The organism is Conexibacter stalactiti (assembly GCF_033542075.1).
GTDB lineage: Bacteria > Actinomycetota > Thermoleophilia > Solirubrobacterales > Solirubrobacteraceae > Conexibacter > Conexibacter stalactiti.
Map to the genome: position 1 here is coordinate 1 of NZ_JAWSTH010000034.1, position 13,358 is coordinate 13,358.

Genomic DNA, 13,358 nt, shown 5'->3' on the forward strand with positions numbered 1-13,358 from the left:
CGCCGGCCGCCGGCGCGGGCACCGCCGGTGCCGCCGGCCCTGCGGGCACCGCGCCCGCCGCCGGCCTCGCCGGAGAGGGCGGCGTCAGCGCGGAGGACGTGCGCGACGCGCTGCGCAACCTCGGCGTGCCGCACAAGCTCGCCGAGAGCCCGCTCGCGACCGGCGTCACGCAGGAGGAGCGGGCAGCGTCGGTGCGAGCCCTGCTGGAGCAGGCGGCGGCGCGCGCCTTCGGTGAGACGCCGAACGAGCGGCTGCTGGAGCGGGTGCTCGTGCGCGGCTACCTCGACCCCGCCGCCAGCCATGAGCAGGCCGCCGACGAGCTGGCGCTCAGCCGGGCGGCGTACTTCCGGCGGCTGCGGGCTGCCGCCGAGCGGGTCGCCGCACTCGTTGCCGAGCGCGATCGGGTCCCCCCAGCCGGCTGAACGCGAGCGCCAGCGAGATCGCCGCCGCGGCCGCCTGGACGGCCAACACGACGGTCGCGAAGCCGTCGGGCGTGCTCGGCGCGGCGACGATCAGCAGCACCGGCTCGGCCAGCGCGATCAGCGCCAGCGGCACGAGGAAGAGCACCTTGTGGAGCGCCAGCAGGTACTGGATCCCGAGGTAGGTGAGCGCGAGCAGCGTGAAGGCGATGCCGAGCGGCAGCAGCGCGTCGGCGGCGAGCAGGCGGTCGGCGCCGAAGGCCGCTCGCAGCAGCGGCTCGCCGGCGGCGGCGAAGATCAGCAGCGCCGGCGCGGCGCAGACGAGCACGATCGCGAGCGAGCGCGCGAGCACCGGACGCGTGTCCTCGCCGTGGGAATGGCGCCGGGAGGTCTCCGGCACGAGGTAGAAGCCGACGCCCATCGCGACCCACACGAGCGCCTTCGCGGCGACGGCGGTCGCGCCGTAGGAGCTGGCGACGTCCTCGGAGAAGCGGTGCTTGGCGGCGATCACGTCGATGTTCTGGAGCACGGCGATCACGATCAGCCCGGCGATCGGCGCCCACGCGCGCGCGACGTGGTCGCGCAGTCGCAGCGCCGCGTGGAGCGTGCTGCTGCCGGCGTCGACGGGCGCGAGCCGGCGGCGGAGCTCCAGCCCGCACCAGACCGCGGTCGCGGCGAACGAGACGGTGCTGCCGAGGAAGGCGCCGGTGACGTCGAGGCCGATCGCCGCCAGCAGCGCGCCTGCGAGCAGTCGCACGGTCTGCTCGCCGATCATGCTGACGCCGACGGCGCGGTAGTCGCCGAGTCCCTGCAGCGCGCCGCGCAGGATCGACAGCAGCAGCCACAGGACGCCGCTCGGCAGCCCGGCGGCCGCCGCCCACTCCTGGTCGACGCCGACGGCGGCCGCGATCGGCGCCCGCAGCAGCACCGAGACGACCGCCGAGATCGCCGTGGCGAACAGCAGCACGCGCGTCCAGCTGCGCAGCGTCGCGGCCAGCTGGGGGCCGGTGCCGAGCGTCCCGAGCACCGCCTCGCGGGCCGTCGCGACCTGGATCGCCTGTCCCGCGACCGACAGGATCAGCACGTAGGAGACGAGCGCCGCGAGCGAGCCGTAGTCGTCGAGCAGGCGCGCGAAGACGACCGTCGTGCCGAGCGCGACGACGTTCGTGACGATCATCGCCACGGCGAGGCCGCCGGCCTTCGCGAGGTCGGATTGGCGCAGGGCGCTCAGACGGGAACGACGCCCGCCGGGAACCCCGCCGGGTGTCGTCGGCATGTCTGGCACGGATGGTCAGCTTAACCGTGCACCGGGGCCGTCGGGGATTTGTTCGCACGTTGCAGGAAAACGACAGCGCAGTCCGACGGCGGCGTAGTTATGGTTCCGCGCCCTGATGCGCAGCCGCCCCGCCCAGATCGCCGCTCTCGCCCTCGCCGCCACCGTCGCGCTGCCGTCGGCGGCCTCCGCGCAGTCGCCGGCCGAGCTGCTCGCCGCGGCGGCGCCGCTGAGCGAGGCGCCGGTCCCGCGCGACGCGCCGAGGCTGACCGAGACGCCGCTGGCGCAGCGCGACGCCGCGACGCTGCTTGCCGACGCCGGCGACCCCGAGGAGCTGCTGGCGCAGGCGCCGACGGCGACCGCGACGCCGCCGTCGGGGTCGCTGCCGCGGACCGGGCCGGAGCTGCTGCTGACCGTCCTGCTCGGGAGCGGCCTGGTGCTCGTCGGCGGCGGCCTCCGCCTGCGCCTCGACGGCGCCGAGCCGGCGGTCGACGGGCCGCGATGAGCGAGCGGCGCGAGCCGCTCCCGACCGGCGTCCACGCGACTGCCGGCCCGATCGAGACGGAAGCGCTCGCGGCACGTGTCGCGGCGGCGCTCGCGCCCGGCGACGTTGTGCTGCTGAGCGGCGAGCTGGGCGCCGGCAAGACGACGTTCGTGCGCGGCGCGGCACGGGCGCTCGGCGTCACCGGCGCCGTCACCAGCCCGACCTTCACGATCGGCCGCCGCTACGACGGTCGCGTCGGCGTCTCCCACCTCGACCTCTACCGCCTCGGCGGCCTGGAGGACGAGGATCCCGCGCTGCTGTCCGACTACATCGGGCCCGAGCGGATCACGTTCGTCGAGTGGCCGGAGATCGCCGAGGCGGCGCTCGCCGAGGCCGGCGTGGCCGTCGCGGCGCGGGTGCGGCTGGAGCACGCCGGCGGCGACCGGCGGACGATCACGGTCGCGCCGGCCTGAGCGCCCGCGCGACGCCCTCCACGGGCTGCGGCCGGGGCGCGGGCGCGCCGCCGCGCGACGCCGTCGCGCCGCGTGCGCGACGATTGGTGGGCAGATGACGATCCTCGCCTTCGACACCGCGACGCCGTCGACGACCGTCGCGCTCGCGCTGCCCGACGGCCGCACGCTCGGGCGGCGCCACGATCCCGGCCCCGGCGAGCGGCCCGGCCACCAGACGCTGCTGCTGAAGTTCGCCGTCGAGCTGCTGGAGGAGGCGGGGATCGGCTTCGCGCAGCTCGAGCGGCTCGCCGTCGGCGTCGGCCCCGGCACCTTCACGGGGCTGCGGATCGGCGTCGCGACGGCGCGCGCGCTGGCACAGGCGCACGAGCTGCCGCTGGTGGGGGTCTCGACGCTGCACGCGCTGGCGTCGAACGCCGTCCCTGCAGACACCGATGTGGTGGTGGCCGTCCTCGACGCTCGCCGCGGCGAGGCGTTCGCCGCCGCCTGGCCCGCCTCCGCCGCCGCCGACGCGTCAGCCCAGCCGCTGCTGGCGCCGGCCGCGCTGACGCCGGAGGCGCTCGTCGCCGCCGTCGCGCAGCTGCCGCCGCGCTCGCTGGCGGTCGGGGATGGGGCGCTACGATTTCGGGAACAGCTGGAAGCGGCCGGGGTCATGGTTCCGGCGGACGGTTCGCCGGACCATCGCGTCGACGCGGCAGCGCACTGCCGGCTCGCCGCGGCGACGCCGCCGCACGCTCGTGACGAGGTCCTTCCGGCCTACATCCGACTTCCCGACGCCGAGCTGGCGCTGCGCCGCCGGACCGCCGGGCCTTGAGCACATCGTGACCGCCACGTCGACCCCGCTGAAGATCCGCCGGCTGACCTATGCCGACCTTCCGCACGTGATCGCGCTGGAGCGGCGCGCCTTCCCGACGCCGTGGTCGCTGGCGATGTTCGTGCTGGAGCTGTCGAAGGCCTCCGGCGTCTGTCTCGCGGCGCTGCGCGACGGCGAGCTCGTCGGCCACCTGATCTGCTCGCGCTACGACACCGTCTGGCACATCATGAACATCGCCGTCGACCCCGCGGCCCGTCGCCAGGGGGTCGCCTCGGCGCTGCTGAGAGACCTGATCGAGCGCGTCGGCGGCAACGACGGCGCGCAGATAACGCTGGAGGTGCGGCCCTCCAACGACGGCGCGATCGCCCTCTATGAGCAGTTCGGCTTCCTCTCGGCCGGCCGCCGGCGCCGCTACTACCAGGACAACGGCGAGGACGCGCTCGTGATGTGGCGCACCCCGGCGACGCTCGACGGCCGCATGGACGACATCCCGAACGTGGCTCTCTGATGGCCCCCGGCACCATTCTGGCGCTCGAGACGAGCTGCGACGACACCTGCGCGGCGGTCGTCACGCGCGACGGCGAGATCCGCAGCAACGTGATCTCCTCCCAAGGGGTTCACGACCGCTACGGCGGGGTCGTGCCCGAGGTCGCCTCGCGCCACCATCTGGAGCTGGTCGAGACGGTCGTCGAGGACGCGCTCGCGCAGGCCGGCACGACGCTGCCCGAGGTCGACGCCGTCGCCGTCACGCAGGGGCCGGGGCTGGTCGGAGCGCTGCTGGTCGGCGTCGCGACGGCGAAGGCGCTCGCCGCCGCGCACGGACTCCCGCTGATCCCCGTCGACCACCTGCACGGCCACGTCGCCGCCTCGTTCCTGAGACCGGACCCGATCGAGCCGCCGTTCCTGATCCTGATCGCCAGCGGCGGCCACACGCTGCTGGCGCACGTCAAGGACCACGGCGCCAGCTGGGGCAGAAGCGGCTCGATCGAGGTGCTCGGCTCGACGCTCGACGACGCCGCCGGCGAGGCGTTCGACAAGGGCGCCCGGCTGCTCGGGCTCGGCTACCCGGGCGGGCCGGCGCTGCAGCGGCTCGCCGCCGACGGCGACCCGACCGCCTTCGCATTCCCCGTCGCGGCACAGGTGGCGGGGCTCGACTTCTCCTTCTCCGGCCTCAAGACCGCGCTGCTGTACAAGACGCGCGAGCTGGGGGAGGAAGGGGCTCGGGAGCGCCGCGCCGACCTCGCCGCCTCCTATCAGCGCGCGATCGTCGAGACGCTCGCGCGCCGCGTCGAGCGCGCCCGCGCGCAGACCGGGATCGAGCGGCTCGCGCTCGGCGGCGGCGTCGCCGCCAACGGCCCGCTGCGCGAGCGGATGCGCGAGCTGGCGCCCGACCTCCACGTCCCGCCGCGCGAGCTGTGCACCGACAACGCCGCGATGATCGCCTCCGCGGCGCGCTTCCTCGATCCCGTCGCCTTCCCCGACTACCTGACGCTCGACGCCTTCGCGACAGGCGAGCGCGGGCTGTGACGCCGACGGTCGTCTTCTACAGCCGTCCCGGCTGCCATCTGTGCGACGACGCCCGGACGATCCTGGAGCGGATCCGCGCGGAGCTGCCGTTCGCGCTCGACGAGCGCGACATCGAGCAGGACGACGCGCTGCACCGCAAATATCTGGAGCGCATTCCGGTCGTCGCGCTCGACGGCGAGGAGCTGTTCGAGTTCTTCGTCGACGAGGACGAGCTGCGTCGCCGGCTGGCGGGATGAGAGTCGCGCGGCGGGTCCGGGGCGCGCGCCGGTACAGTGGGGTGCGATGAGCTCCATGATCGAGAACGACGCCGAGACCCCGTTCGGGAAGGTGGGGGACAAGCTGACGCTCGGCGTCGCGGCTCGTCTCTCGCGCTACCTGCAGGTGCTGACGCAGGCGAAGAAGATGGGGAAGGAGACGATCTCCTCCCAGGAGCTGTCGGACTACACGCACGTCAACTCGACGCAGATCCGGCGCGATCTGTCGGGCTTCGGCAAGTTCGGCAAGCGCGGCGTCGGCTACAACGTCGACTCGCTCGTCTCGCAGATCCGCAAGATCCTGCGCACCTCGGGCCAGCACAACATCGCGCTCTTCGGCGCCGGCCATCTCGGCCGCGCGATCGCCAGCTCGGACATCTTCGCCGACCACGGCTTCCGCGTCGTCGCGATCTTCGACAACGACCCGTCGAAGGTCGGAGAGACGGTCGGAACCCACCAGGTCCGCCAGGCGCACGACCTCAAGTCGATAGTCGACGAGGAGGACATCGTCGTCGCCGTGCTGGCCGTCCCGACCGCCGCGGCCCAGAGCCTCGCCGACGACCTCGTCACGGCCGGTGTGAAGATCATCTTCAACTACTCCGAGGCGCTGCTGCAGGTCCCGCCGGAGGTGACCGTCCACACCTCCAGCCCGGCGGTCGACCTGCTCTACGCGCTCTACTTCTACCTCACCTGAGGCAGACCGCAGCCCGGCATCCTGCGGCCTTCCAACGCATGAGCATCGACTTCGACAACGCCCTCCGGGCCTTCGAGCACTCGACCGACTTCACCGTCGGTCTGGAGGAGGAGTTCGCCGTCCTCGACCCCGGCACGCTCGCACTGGCGCCGCGCTTCGAGGAGCTGCGCGACGCGGCGCAGGACGACGCGCTGCTGTCGGAGTCGATCGCCGGCGAGCTGATCTCCTCCGAGATCGAGATCCGCTCGATGCGCGGCGGCGACCTCGCCGAGGCGCTCGTCAGACAGCGCGAGCACCGCAAGCGCCTGTTCGCGCTCGCGCAGGCGCAGGGGATCGCGCTCGGCGCGACCGGCACGCACCCCTTCAGCGACTACCGCGACCAGCGCATCATCGACACGGAGCACTATCACCGCGTCGAGGACGGGCTGAAGTACGTCGCGTGGCGCAACAACACCTTCTCGCTGCACGTCCACGTCGGCGTCAGAGGCGCCGACCGGGCCGTCCAGGTCTGCGACCGGCTGCGGCCGGTGCTGCCGCTGCTGCTGGCGATCTCGGCCAACTCGCCGTACGTCGACGGGCGCGACTCCGGCCTCCACACCGCGCGCACGCAGACGTTCACGAAGTCGTTCCCGCGCTGCGGCGTGCCCGACGCCTTCGGCTCCTGGGCCGGCTTCCGCGACTACCTCGACTTCCTCCTCCGCACCAACTCGATCGTCGAGTACACGCAGGTGTGGTGGTCGATCCGCCCGCACCTCTCCTACGGCACCGTCGAGGTGCGGATCTGCGACGCGCAGTCGACGGCCGCCGAGTCCGACGCGCTCGCCTCGCTGATCGTCGCCTGCGTCGCGCAGGCGGCGCGCGACGTGGAGGAGGGCGTGCCGTTCGCCGACCCCGCGCCGCGGCTGATCGAGGAGAACATGTGGCGCGCGATCCGACGCGGCCTCGACGGCCCGCTGATCGACCTCGAGCGCGCCGTCGAGTTCCCCGGCCAGGCCGCGCTGGAGCGGCTGCTGAGCTGGACGGCGCCGATGCGCGGCGAGCTGGGGATCGACGTCGTCCTGCCCGAGCTCAACGGCGCGCAGCGCCAGCGGCGCATGATCGACGCCGGAGCGGGCATCGAAGAGGTCTACGCCGCAACCGTCCGCGCCACCCGCGAGACCTACGCCGAGGAGGCGATCGTGTGAGCACCGAGGATCCGCAGCAGCAGCCGACCGAGGCCGAGATGCAGGCTGCCCTCCAGGAGGAGCTGAAGAAGGTCCGCGTCGAGCAGGTCGTGCTCGAGTCGGCCCTCTCGATCCTCAACGTCGCGATCATGCGCGCCGGCATGATGCCCGGCACCGAGCAAGAGCGCGACCTCGACCAGGTCCGCGTCGGGATCGAGGGCGTGCGCGCGCTGCTGCCGCTCGTCGAGCTGATCGCCGGCCCCGAGCAGGCGAGACCGATCAAGGACGCGCTGTCGCAGCTGCAGATGGTCTACGTGCAGGCTGCCGAGCAGGAGGGCGGAGGCGCCGCCTCGCCCCAGCCGCCGTCGGAGGCCGCGCCGGGCCCCGGTGCCGGCGCCGCGCCGCAGCCGCCGCAGAGACCGGCCGGCCCGGGCTCCGCGCAGAGCAGCGGCCGCCTGTGGGTCCCGGGTCAGTAGACCCGCGCATTACGCAAGAACCTTGACGGCGCGTCCCCGCGCTGCGATAGGCTCGCCAACGCTTCAATTGAGGTCCGTGGAGAGCCTCGTGTAGCCGCGGCCCCAACGCTGGTGTCGGCGCGCCTCCTGGCGCGTCGTCGTCGTTCAACGGAATCTGGAGGATCGAAGTCTTGTCCAGCTTTCTGACCGACCACGGCGTCTTGGTCGCTCTTGCCTGCGCTGCCTGCGCGCTCGTCTACGGAGCCGTCACGGCGAGATCGCTGCTCGCGCTCTCGCCCGGCAACGAGCGGATGCGCGCGATCTCCGCAGCCGTGCAAGAGGGCGCCCGCGCGTACCTCAACCGCCAGTACTCGACGATCGCCGCCGTCGGCATCCTGCTGTTCGTCGCACTCATCTTCATCCAGGACATCTGGGTCGCGATCGGCTTCGCGATCGGCGGCCTGTCGTCGGCCGCGGCCGGCTACATCGGCATGAACGTCTCGGTGCGCGCGAACGCGCGCGTCGCGGAAGCGGCCCGCGAGGGCGTTCCGAAGGCGCTGAGCGTCGCCTTCCGCGGCGGCGCGATCACCGGCATGCTCGTCGTCGGGCTCGCGCTCGTCGGCGTCGCGGCGTACTACGGGATCCTCACCTCGTGGGTCGATCAGAGACCGAAGGAGGCGATCGACGCGCTGATCGGGCTCGGCTTCGGCGGCTCGCTGATCTCCGTCTTCGCCCGTCTCGGCGGCGGCATCTTCACGAAGGGCGCCGACGTCGGCGCCGACCTCGTCGGCAAGATCGAGGCCGGCATCCCGGAGGACGACCCGCGCAACCCGGCCGTGATCGCCGACAACGTCGGCGACAACGTCGGCGACTGCGCCGGCATGGCGGCCGACCTGTTCGAGACCTACGCGGTGACGGCCGTCGCGGTGATGCTGCTCGGCGTCCTCACCTTCCAGGAGTCGAGCGCGGTCGCGATCTACCCGCTCGTGCTCGGCGGCGTCTCGATCATCGCCTCGATCATCGGCACCTTCTTCGTCCGCTCGGCCAGCGGCAACGTCGAGAACGCGCTCTACAAGGGGCTCATAGCGTCGGCCGTGATCGCCGCGATCGCCTTCTTCCCGGTGACGCACTGGATGATGGACGGCGTCACGACACGAGTGGTCGGCGGCTCCGGGGACGCTCCCAGCGTCGGCGACTTCTACATCTGCTCGCTGATCGGCCTCGCAATCACCGGCCTGCTGTTCGTCATCACCGACTACTACACCTCGACGCGCTTCGCGCCCGTCAGATCGACGGCGAGAGCGTCGGAGACCGGGCACGCGACGAACATCATCCAGGGCCTCGCGCAGGGCTTCCAGTCGACGGCGGCGCCCGCGATCGTGCTCGCGCTCGGCATCCTCTGGGCCAACGACCTCGCCGGCATCTACGGCATCGGCGTCTCCGTGATGGCGATGCTGTCGCTGACCGGCCTGATCGTCGCGCTCGACGCCTTCGGGCCGATCACCGACAACGCCGGCGGCATCGCCGAGATGGCCGAGCTGCCGGAGGAGGTCCGCAACGTCACCGACCCGCTCGACGCCGTCGGCAACACGACGAAGGCCGTCACGAAGGGCTTCGCGATCGGCTCGGCGGTGCTCGCCGCGCTCGTGCTCTTCCGCGCCTTCGAGTTCGAGCTCAACGAGGAGCTGATCGCGGGCGGGGGCGATCCCGTCACGTTCCTGATCAGCGATCCGGCAGTCCTGATCGGGCTGCTGATCGGCGGCATGATGGTCTACCTCTTCGCCGCGCTCTCGATGGAGGCGGTCGGCCGCGCCGGCGGCGCCGTCGTCGAGGAGGTCCGCCGCCAGTTCCGCGAGCGGCCGGGGATCATGGACGGCACGCAGGAGCCCGAGTACGGCACCTGCGTCGACATCGTCACGAGATCGGCGCAGCGCGAGATGATCATCCCGTCGCTGATCCCGATCGTCGTGACGCTGGTCGTCGGCCTGCTGTCGGTCGAGGCGCTCGGCGGACTGCTGATCGGCGTGATCGTCGTCGGCCTCTTCATGGCCGTCTCGATGACGTCGGGCGGCGGCGCGTGGGACAACGCGAAGAAGCTGATCGAGGACGGCGCCTTCGGCGGCAAGGGCTCGGAGGCGCATGCCGCGGCGGTCACCGGCGACACCGTCGGCGATCCCTACAAGGACACCGCCGGGCCGGCGATCAACCCGATGATCAAGGTCGCCAACATCGTCGCGATCCTGATCATCCCGCTGATTGTGTAACCTTCGTCACACAGTCGTCGGAGGAGAGAACGACGCGTTGAACGGGCGGCCCCAGGCCGCCCGTTCGTCTTCTATCGTTGCGGCGATGAGCGGCGTGACGGCGGGGGTGGACGACGGATCGCTGCGCGGGCGGATCGAGCGCCACGTGCGCGAGCTGATCGAGACCGGCGCGATCGCGCCCGGTGAGCGGCTGCCGACCGAGCGCGAGCTGGCTGAGCGGCTCGGCGTCAGCCGCGTCCCGATCCGCGAGGCGATCCGCACGCTCTCGACGCAGGGACTGGTCGACGTGCGCGGCCGCCAGGGGATGTACGTCGCGGTGCGCGACGTCGAGGCGACCGTCGACGAGCTGACGTCGGCGCTGCTGCGCCAGCGGATCGCGTTCGACGAGCTGTTCGCCGTGCGGCAGCTGCTGGAGCCGGCCTCGGCGCGCTGGGCCGCCGAGCACGCCGACGCGGAGGCGATCGCGACGCTGCGCGGCCTCGTCGAGCGGATGGAGCGGGCCACGCACGCCGACCCGCCCGACAACGACACCGTGCGCTGGTGCGACACCGAGCTGCACCTGGCGCTCGCGGCCGCGTCGGGCAACGGGCTGCTGCGCCGCGTGCTCGCCTCGATCCAGGGGCTGCACAGCGAGCACGTCGCCGACCCGAGACGGTTCCGCGGGCGCGCTGAAGGGGCGCTGGAGGAGCACCGGCGGATCGTCGAGGCAGTCGCCGCGCGCGACCCGCAGGCGGCCGAGGCGGCGATGGCCGAGCACCTGTCGCATGTCGGCAAGGCCGACGCGTGGCGAATCGCCGACGCGCGGCAAGGGGGCTGACCCCACCATCGCGTGGGGCGGGCCGGGGTAGGCGCGAAGGCGCTGGTGGAGTAGACATCACACCATGAAGCTGCGCCTCTGGCTGGTGACCGCCGCTGCGGGACTCGTGCTCGCCGACGCGTCGATCGTGACGCTCGCGCTGCCTGAGCTGCTGACGCAGCTCGACACGACCGTGGAAGGCGTCGCGGCGGTGATCGCCGTCTACACGCTCGTGCTGGCGGCCGCGCTGCTGCCGGCCGAGCGGCTGATGCGGCGAATCGGGCCGCCGGCGCTCGGCGCCGCCGGCTTCGTCGTGTTCGGCCTCGCCTCGGCCGTCTGCGCCGGCGCAGACGCGCTGACGCCGCTGCTGATCGCGCGCGGGGTGCAGGCGCTCGGCGGCGCTGCCGGCCTGGTCGCCGCCTTCGCGCTGATCGACGGCGGCGCGCCGGCCGGCCGCCGCCACTGGCTCGGCGCCGCGGTGCTGTCGAGCGCGATCGGCCCGGCGCTCGGCGGCGCGCTGACGGAGGCGTTCGACTGGCGCGCGATCTTCATCGTGCAGGTGCCGCTGGCGGCGGTCGCGGCGCTGGCGGCGCTGAGTGGGCCGCGGACGGTGAAATCGGCTGGCGCCGATTCCACCGGCCCGACCGGTACGGCCGTCCACGAAGTCGTCGATGACGCTCACGTCACCGCGCCGATCCGCATCCTGCCGGCGCTCGCGCTGGCGCTGCTGTCGGCGGCGCTGACGGCGGTGCTGTTCCTGCTCGTGCTGCTGCTGATCGCCGGCTGGGCGATCTCGCCGCTGGCGGCGGCCGCGACCGTCACGATCCTGCCGCTCGCGGCGCTGCTCGGCAGCCGCTTCGGTGGGCCGCCGCGCCAGCGCGCCGCGGCCGGCTCGGTGCTCGTCGGCGGCGGCGTGCTCGCGCTCGCGTGGCTGCCCGACGCCAACGTCGCCTGGACCTTCGTGCCGCAGGCGCTCGCCGGGATCGGCATGGGGATGGCGCTGCCGGCCTTCGCCGGCGAGCTGCTGCCCGAGCGCACGCCGCACGACGCCGCCTGGCTGCTGACGATCCGGCACGTCGGCATCGCCGTCGTGCTGATCGCCGTCGCGCCGCTGATCGCCAGCCAGCTCGACAGCACGACCGAGCGCGCGAAGGAGCGCGGCGTCGCGCTCGTGCTCGACGCGAAGCTGCCGCCGCAGGACAAGCTGGAGCTGGCGCCGAAGCTGCTCTCCGGTGTCGATGCCGAGCAGCCGCGCGCCGGCCTCGACGCGGCGCTCGCCGCCAACGCGGAGATGTTCGACGGCGACGATCGCGAGGTCTACGACCAGCTCTCCGAGCGCGCCGACGAGGTGATCGTGACGGCGGTCGGCGAGGCCTTCCGGCCGGCCTTCCTGATCGCCGGCGCGCTCGCGCTGCTGGCGGCGCTGGCGCTGCTGGCCGATCGCAGCCCTCATGGGAAGGGCGGGCGGGCGGCCAGCCCGCTCCTGCTGCTCACGCTGCTCGCGCTCGCCGCGCCACCGGCCTATGCCGCCGCGCACGCGTCGATCGCGCCGGAACCGGTCGCGATCGGCGATCCCTGCGGCGACCGCGACCTGCCCGACTCCGGCGGCCTCACCGGCTTCCTCCAGGATCGCGCGCTGGAAGTCGTCGATGCCGGCGCCTGCCGCCTGAGAGTCAGCCGCGAGGAGCTGGTGCTGGCACTCGCCGACGAGCAGTCGGCGAAGCGCTTCGAGGAGCGCCACGGCGTCGATCCGCGCTCGGTCACGAGCCTGCTCGGCGGGCTGCTGAACCCCTGATCCCGCTACATTGGCGAGCCGCTCGTGAGCTTCTCCGTCCAACTCGGCCTGCTGCTCTCGCTCGCGACCGCGCTCGCGAGCGTCCTCGGCTTCCTCTACAAGCACCGCGGCGCGCAGCTGGCGCCCGAGGTCGACTGGAAGCGGCCGCTGCACAGCACGATCGTGCTGTTCAGATCGGGTTGGTACACGATCGGCATCCTCGTCGCGCTCGGCGGCTGGTTCTTCCACGTCGGCGCGCTGGCGCTGGCGCCGATCACGCTCGTGCAGTCGGTGATCGCCGGCGGCCTCGTCTTCCTGACCGTGCTCGCCGACAAGCTGTTCGGCCAGCGCGTCTCGCGCCGCGAGTGGCTCGGCGTCGCGCTGATGGCGGCTGGGCTCGCCTTCCTCGCCGCCACGATGGAGGGAGGCGGCGACGAAGCCCACTCCGACTACGCGACCGGGACGCTGCTGCTGTACGTCGGGGTGCTGTCGCTCGCCGGGATCGCGGCCGCCGTGGTGGCCGCGCGCGGGAAGGGGAGAGGCAACCGCCTCGCGGCCGGCTTCGCGCTCTCCGCCGGCCTGCTGTGGGCGGCCTCGGACACCTCGATCAAGGCCCTGAGCGGCCATCTCGACCACGACGGCTTCCTGCTGACGGTCTTCCACCCGCTCAGCCTGGTGATCCTGATCGCATCGCTGGCGGGCCTGCTCGTCTCGGCGAAGTCGCTCCAGCTCGGCGACGCGGTGCCGGTGATCGCGGTCACCAGCGCCGCCGCGAATCTGACGACGATCGCCTCAGGCCCGATCGTCTTCGGCGAGCCGATGCCCGGCGACCCGCTCGGCGTCGCGGTGCGGCTGTTGGCGTTCGCGCTCGTGATCGTCGCGGCGGCGCTGACGCCGCCACCAGCCCCGGTCCTCGAGGAGGACGAGGCGACCGTCACGGAGAGGCCCGCACGGGTCTAGCATCCGTTCAG

Annotated in this window: 14 protein-coding genes and 1 pseudogene; 14 read left to right on the forward strand and 1 reads right to left on the reverse strand. The window is 73.1% G+C overall.

Translation table 11 applies throughout. The features are described from left to right. Positions 1 to 422: pseudogene (locus tag R7226_RS14085) on the forward strand (hypothetical protein); the annotation flags it as partial. Here the strand turns inward: R7226_RS14085 and R7226_RS14090 are convergent. Then, positions 328 to 1,695 (reverse strand): MATE family efflux transporter, encoded by a 1,368-nt coding sequence (locus tag R7226_RS14090; protein ID WP_318597810.1) that lies wholly within the window; start codon positions 1,693 to 1,695, stop codon positions 328 to 330. The pseudogene R7226_RS14085 and the gene R7226_RS14090 sit on opposite strands and share 95 nt — an antisense overlap. A gap of 115 nt (positions 1,696 to 1,810) precedes the next feature. On the opposite strand from R7226_RS14090, the gene R7226_RS14095 reads away from it, so the two are divergent. The 13 genes from R7226_RS14095 (at position 1,811) to R7226_RS14155 (ending at position 13,347) form a co-directional block, all read left to right on the forward strand. Continuing rightward, the gene (locus tag R7226_RS14095) at positions 1,811 to 2,197 is read left to right on the forward strand and encodes a hypothetical protein (protein WP_318597811.1); all 387 of its coding nucleotides are present in this window, start codon (positions 1,811 to 1,813) and stop codon (positions 2,195 to 2,197) included. After that, positions 2,194 to 2,649, forward strand: coding sequence for a tRNA (adenosine(37)-N6)-threonylcarbamoyltransferase complex ATPase subunit type 1 TsaE (gene tsaE / locus R7226_RS14100; RefSeq protein WP_318597812.1), 456 nt, complete (start codon positions 2,194 to 2,196; stop codon positions 2,647 to 2,649). The genes R7226_RS14095 and tsaE overlap by 4 nt, the downstream gene beginning before the upstream one ends. A gap of 94 nt (positions 2,650 to 2,743) precedes the next feature. Then, positions 2,744 to 3,460, forward strand: a complete 717-nt coding sequence (gene tsaB, locus R7226_RS14105) for a tRNA (adenosine(37)-N6)-threonylcarbamoyltransferase complex dimerization subunit type 1 TsaB (RefSeq protein WP_318597813.1) — start codon at positions 2,744 to 2,746, stop codon at positions 3,458 to 3,460. A 7-nt stretch (positions 3,461 to 3,467) separates the two neighbouring features. After that, positions 3,468 to 3,968 carry a ribosomal protein S18-alanine N-acetyltransferase gene (gene rimI, locus R7226_RS14110; protein ID WP_318597814.1) on the forward strand — a complete coding sequence of 167 codons (501 nt, stop codon included), beginning with the start codon at positions 3,468 to 3,470 and terminating at the stop codon, positions 3,966 to 3,968. After that, positions 3,968 to 4,987 carry a tRNA (adenosine(37)-N6)-threonylcarbamoyltransferase complex transferase subunit TsaD gene (tsaD, locus tag R7226_RS14115; protein WP_318597815.1) on the forward strand — a complete coding sequence of 340 codons (1,020 nt, stop codon included), beginning with the start codon at positions 3,968 to 3,970 and terminating at the stop codon, positions 4,985 to 4,987. Before rimI ends, tsaD begins: the two co-directional genes overlap by 1 nt. Next, positions 4,984 to 5,223, forward strand: coding sequence for a glutaredoxin family protein (locus R7226_RS14120; protein WP_318597816.1), 240 nt, complete (start codon positions 4,984 to 4,986; stop codon positions 5,221 to 5,223). Before tsaD ends, R7226_RS14120 begins: the two co-directional genes overlap by 4 nt. A gap of 46 nt (positions 5,224 to 5,269) precedes the next feature. Next, positions 5,270 to 5,935 carry a redox-sensing transcriptional repressor Rex gene (locus R7226_RS14125; RefSeq protein WP_318597817.1) on the forward strand — a complete coding sequence of 222 codons (666 nt, stop codon included), beginning with the start codon at positions 5,270 to 5,272 and terminating at the stop codon, positions 5,933 to 5,935. A 38-nt stretch (positions 5,936 to 5,973) separates the two neighbouring features. Next, positions 5,974 to 7,119: a carboxylate-amine ligase gene (locus R7226_RS14130; protein ID WP_318597818.1), complete on the forward strand. Its 1,146-nt coding sequence runs from the start codon at positions 5,974 to 5,976 to the stop codon at positions 7,117 to 7,119. After that, positions 7,116 to 7,574, forward strand: coding sequence for a hypothetical protein (locus R7226_RS14135; RefSeq protein WP_318597819.1), 459 nt, complete (start codon positions 7,116 to 7,118; stop codon positions 7,572 to 7,574). The genes R7226_RS14130 and R7226_RS14135 overlap by 4 nt, the downstream gene beginning before the upstream one ends. Before the next feature lie 170 nt (positions 7,575 to 7,744). Next, the gene (locus tag R7226_RS14140) at positions 7,745 to 9,817 is read left to right on the forward strand and encodes a sodium-translocating pyrophosphatase (protein ID WP_318597820.1); all 2,073 of its coding nucleotides are present in this window, start codon (positions 7,745 to 7,747) and stop codon (positions 9,815 to 9,817) included. An 85-nt stretch (positions 9,818 to 9,902) separates the two neighbouring features. Next, positions 9,903 to 10,634: a FadR/GntR family transcriptional regulator gene (locus R7226_RS14145; protein ID WP_318597821.1), complete on the forward strand. Its 732-nt coding sequence runs from the start codon at positions 9,903 to 9,905 to the stop codon at positions 10,632 to 10,634. A 64-nt stretch (positions 10,635 to 10,698) separates the two neighbouring features. Continuing rightward, a complete protein-coding gene (locus R7226_RS14150) occupies positions 10,699 to 12,408 on the forward strand; it encodes an MFS transporter (RefSeq protein ID WP_318597822.1) in 1,710 nt (569 codons plus the stop codon). Positions 12,409 to 12,432: 24 nt separating this feature from the next. Continuing rightward, positions 12,433 to 13,347 carry a DMT family protein gene (locus tag R7226_RS14155; protein WP_318597823.1) on the forward strand — a complete coding sequence of 305 codons (915 nt, stop codon included), beginning with the start codon at positions 12,433 to 12,435 and terminating at the stop codon, positions 13,345 to 13,347. Positions 13,348 to 13,358: the final 11 nt, after the last annotated feature.